At 55.5% G+C, this 4,748-nt stretch carries 3 protein-coding genes and 1 pseudogene; 1 reads left to right on the top strand and 3 read right to left on the bottom strand.

The window, feature by feature from the left end:
* The 3 genes and pseudogenes from Q0M74_RS12980 to Q0M74_RS12990 all read right to left on the bottom strand — a co-directional run.
* Positions 1 to 664: pseudogene (locus tag Q0M74_RS12980) on the bottom strand (hypothetical protein); the annotation flags it as partial.
* 379 nt (positions 665 to 1,043) lie between these two features.
* Positions 1,044 to 1,958, bottom strand: coding sequence for a hypothetical protein (locus Q0M74_RS12985; protein ID WP_293955133.1), 915 nt, complete (start codon positions 1,956 to 1,958; stop codon positions 1,044 to 1,046).
* A gap of 99 nt (positions 1,959 to 2,057) precedes the next feature.
* The gene (locus Q0M74_RS12990) at positions 2,058 to 3,353 is read right to left on the bottom strand and encodes a glutamate-5-semialdehyde dehydrogenase (RefSeq protein WP_293955135.1); all 1,296 of its coding nucleotides are present in this window, start codon (positions 3,351 to 3,353) and stop codon (positions 2,058 to 2,060) included.
* A gap of 151 nt (positions 3,354 to 3,504) precedes the next feature.
* Between Q0M74_RS12990 and Q0M74_RS12995 the strand changes: the two genes are divergently transcribed.
* Entirely contained in the window at positions 3,505 to 4,572 is a 1,068-nt protein-coding gene (locus tag Q0M74_RS12995) for a thermonuclease family protein (RefSeq protein ID WP_293955136.1), read from the top strand.
* Positions 4,573 to 4,748: the final 176 nt, after the last annotated feature.

A 4,748-nucleotide genomic window follows, 5' to 3' on the forward strand; every position in this document is an offset into this window, starting at 1 on the left:
CCTTCTGAATGTTCTCACGTCCTTTGAGCAAGGACGATCCAAATTCAAGGGCGGTGCTGCCCTCAGAGGACAGTGGCAACAGTGCTGGGTAGTCAATGTCTGTCAGGCCCATGACGTAGACATCCTTCATCAGGGACTGTCCGGTGTCCTGCCTGTGTTTTTCTTCCAGTCGGGCAAAAAACGCACGGATATTGCGCTCTTCAAACCCATTAGAGGTCCACGGGGCTTCCTCGCTGTAGCGGGTGGGACGAATCTGGAAGTTCTGTCCACTGCCTCGGGCTGCCACCACCGTGACCGCTGGGCACTCCCCTCCCTGGGGTGGGTCAAACACCTTGGAATAGAGGCCCTCATTCAAGAGAGGATGGAGTGGGATTTCTGAGGTGTCTGAAGGGTCAGTGACACGTTCGAGAAATTCTTCCTCAGTTTCCGGGAAGATCCTGTCCAACAGACTACTTCCTGCGCTGCTGAGTAGGCTCTCACCACTGCTGAGGGATCCCAGTGAAGATCCCGATGACAACGCATCAGAAGACGACAGCGATGAACCACCTGAAGATCCTGATGATGATCCACTACTCAGTGCTGACGCTGGTGGGGAGGCTATCAACCCGACGGTGGCACACAGGGCGATGATACCGGCGCCTACCGAAACCTTGAAACGTGACATGAAGATAAATCTAACGCCTGACAGCACATGATGTAGACATATCCGCGTTTCTGCCGGGGTGGGAGGGGCTGATGCCCCTAGGATAATTACTCTCCTGTCAACATCTCCCACCACAGGTGGTCAATGTGGAGCATCAGGTTCTCAGTCAGCCGGTACTCCCGTGATGGAGTGACTGCACTCCGAGAATAGTGATCCGCAAGATCCTCGCTAGGATTTTTGTCCTACTTGTCCTTGTGCCAACTCTCTTGGACTAGCCGTTGTGGACGTCATTGTTTCTCGCGACAGTCACGCTTGTTTTGATATTCCTACCGGATCAGAACCGATGATGAACAAAAAGTAATAAAACCACAGAGATGGTTGAGTCTCATCTTCAGCGACATCACCGAACCAGGTGAGACCTAGTGCGGTTAATCCAGGCGCTGAAACGATCAGCAACCTCACCACTGTGTGCTTCTGCATCCGGGTCTAGGAAGTACCTGGTGTGTGGGCTGTCCTCAGTCTCTGCCATTGCCCTGCGCACAGCTGCCGGTGTGGGGTCACAGGCAATATCATCGGGGATACAGTACAGGATCCGGTTCGGGGTGGCAGCGGTACTCAGGGAGTTCTCCGGCAGCCACCCCAGCAGACCACCTGGACTGTTGACCGCTCCGATCACTGCCGGGTCCCGCGGTGCCTGATGTACAGATCCGAAATACAGTGTGCCAGCCAACCGTCCCTCCTCCGCCAACCAGGCTTCCTGTGGCATCAGGATGGTCGCACCCAGGGAATACCCGATGAGGATGTACTGCGGGGTGCAGCCAGTTTCGGTTTCATAGGCTGTAATCGCTGTGCGTGCACCCGGGACACCCACATCCAGACTGTTTTTCAGGCTGCCTGGGATGGAGGAGGAAAGGCCACCAAGCTGCGGGATGAGGGAGATGATATCGTCACTGCCCTCCACCATCGGAATGGTGATGTCTGCTGGATAGTATTCCTCTGTCAACCCGAGAACATAGGTATTTTTGAGTAGGGAGTCACCATGTGTTGCCTGGTGTCGTGCTTCAGCATGATGGAGGAAAGATCGGATATTCAGACCTTCCCTGCCATTGGAGACAAAGTCTGACTGCGCACCGTACCTGGTGGGGGTGTACATGTCCTTGGAGTCATTGCCCCGGGCCGCCACGATGACGGTGGAGGGGCATTCCCCTGCTCCCGGCACTGGATATCCCAGGTCCCCTGCTGTTGCCACAGGCACGCCAAGAAGCAGTGTCGCTCCCAGCATGATGCAGGCAACCAGTCTGGTGACTTTGTTCATGAAGGACAGTTTAGTTGGAAACGGCAACCAAAAGTCCCCGCTTCCAGCCTATAAATTCAGGGTGGAAGCGGGGACTTAAATAGTGCAACTATGAGGGAGCTATGGGCGGGTGTGGCCGTTACCCTGCAGAATCCACTTGGTGGAAGTCAGCTCAGGCAGTGCCATTGGGCCGCGAGCGTGCAGCTTCTGGGTGGAGATACCGATCTCAGCACCCATGCCGTACTGTTCACCATCGGTGAAGGCCGTGGAGGCGTTAATCATCACTGCTGCGGCATCCACGCGGTCAGCGAAACGCTGGGCGGTGAAGACGTTACTGGTGGCGATCGCCTCGGTGTGGTGGGTGCTGTACTTCTCGATGTGTGCGATGGCCGCATCGACACCGTCAACAACAGCGACAGCGATGTCGAAGGACAGGTACTCAGAATCCCAGTCGGTTTCGGTGGCCTCGATGACATCGGTGGCACCGAAGGCCTCAAGCTCAGCGACGTCGCCGTGGATGGTCACCTCAGCATCCTGCAGGGCGGTGATGATCTTGAGCTTGTCAGCATCGGAGAGGGCGGCGTCGATAAGCGCAGTTTCTGTTGCGTTACACACGCTGCAACGACGGGTCTTGCCGTTGATGAGCATGTCGATCGCGGAATCCAGATCGCCTTCAGCATCAATGTAGAAGTGGCAGTTACCGGTGCCGGTCTCAATGGTGGGCACGGTTGCACCCATGACCACGGCGTTGATCAGGCCAGCGCCACCGCGTGGGATGACCACGTCAACCAGACCACGGGCGGTGATGAGGTCCTGGACGGAATCGCGGGTCTCGCAGGGCAGCAGCTGGACGGTCTCACGTGGGAGGTCGAAGCCAGCCACCACGTCCTGGAGGATCTCCACCAGAACGGTATTGGAGTGTACCGCGGTGGAGGAACCACGCAGCAGTGCAACGTTGCCGGACTTCAGCGCAAGACCGAAAGCATCCACTGTGACGTTCGGGCGGGCCTCATAGACCATGCCCATCACTCCGAGTGGGACCCTTACCTGACGCATCTGGATGCCGTTTTCCATAACGTGTCCACGCAGGACCTCACCCACCGGGTCGGTGAGGCCAGCTACCTGGATAAGACCATTGGCAATGCCCTCGATACGCTCAGTGTCCAGGGAGAGACGGTCAATGAGTGATTCCTCCATGCCGTTTGCCCGGCCGGAGGCAATATCCTGCTCATTGGCCTTGATGATTTCTGCAGAACGCTTGATGAGGGTGTCAGCAGCAGTGCGGAGGATCTCATTTTTCACTCCGGTGCCCAGCTGGGAGATTAGCGGAGCCACCTTCTTGGCTGCGGTGGCCTTCGCCAGTACTTCTTCTCGTTCATTTTCACGGATTTGGTTATCTGATGTCTGTGAAGTCATATTCTCCAAGCATACAGACTAGAAAAATCCCTGCTGGAACAATCACTAATAGGAAATTCTGAAAAGGTCACAAAAGACAATAAGGTTGTATGAAAATTACTCCAGCACACAGCTGGTTCATAGGATTGGAACGTGACATACCTTGGCTAAGTTGCTCCGAACACTCACAGTTATCGCTGGTATCACTGCTATTGGTCTGACTGGGGTCGCCTGTGGCTCCGCTGATAATGGCACCACAGCATCAGTGGTGCGAGTTATCGACGGTGACACCTTCATTGCCGATATCAATGGTACTGAGAAGAGAATCCGTCTACTCAATGTAGATACTCCAGAACTATCAGGTGAAGACGGCGAAGCAGAATGCATGGCGGTGGAAGCCCGCGATTTCCTGGAAAGCAAGCTACCTCAGGGAAGCTCTGTAGAGCTATTCTACGATCAGGAGAAACAGGACCACTATGGGCGGGAGCTCACCGCGGTTTATGCCAGTGATGATCTAATCAATGAAACCATCGCCGGTGAAGGTTTCGGAGTGGCCGTCTCTTATGAGCCCAATACAACCTATTATGACCGGGTTGCCGAGGCTGAAGAGTCTGCTCGAAAAGCAGGACAGGGTATTCACAGCGATAGTCTGGACTGCACGGTGGCCCACCGTCTGGAGCAGATCGCCGCCGAGGTTGATTCCTCCTCTGCTGCTGTTCTGACAGCCTTGACTGCTGCCCAGCTGGCTGATCAGCTCACTGAGCAGGAATCCTACCTGAAGAAGCTCCTGCTCTTACAGAAAGTTATCAAGCAGCCAAGTGATTTCGCGAAAGTTGCCTATGCCTCCTATGCCACGGAAAAGACACAGTTGGATGAGCTGATCAAAATGACAGAGCTACGGATCAGTGAAATAGAAGAAGTTCACGCAGACAAGCTCGAGCAGGAGGAAGAGGAACGCCGAGAGCAAGAGCGTCTTGAACAGGAAGCCCAGGAAAAGGAACAACGCCGGGAGCAGGAAGCCCAGGCGCAAGTTGCCAGAGAACAAGCAGCGCGCGAGGAACAGCGTCGTGCAACCCAACGGGCATCACAACCTGCTCCTGCGCCAACACGATCTGCCCCGTCCCTTGATAACTACACCGGATGCCGGGCTTATGGTGGCAACTACATCATGAACTCAGTCGACGCCCAGGGCCGGTCCTATGCCAAGATCGACTGCACCACCAGAGTGCAGATCGGTTAAGGATTCGCGCTCCTGCGCCCTAAGAAACCTGATGGATCAACACGGTGGACCAGCCAGGGCGTAAAATTAGTACCCCGCCACTACATCCACTTCGGTTTCCATCTTCTCCCCGGCTTCATAGAGGGCGATGTTGCGGACGGTCAGGGGTCCGGTCAGGGAACGGATGCGTTCACTGG

This window comes from uncultured Corynebacterium sp. (assembly GCF_945649885.1).
In the GTDB taxonomy this organism is placed as follows: domain Bacteria; phylum Actinomycetota; class Actinomycetes; order Mycobacteriales; family Mycobacteriaceae; genus Corynebacterium.

Coding starts and splice junctions, on each gene's coding strand:
- Q0M74_RS12985 (WP_293955133.1), bottom strand. CDS start 1,958: ATGAACAAAGTCACCAGACTGGTTGCCTGCATCATGCTGGGAGCGACA.
- Q0M74_RS12990 (WP_293955135.1), bottom strand. CDS start 3,353: ATGACTTCACAGACATCAGATAACCAAATCCGTGAAAATGAACGAGAA.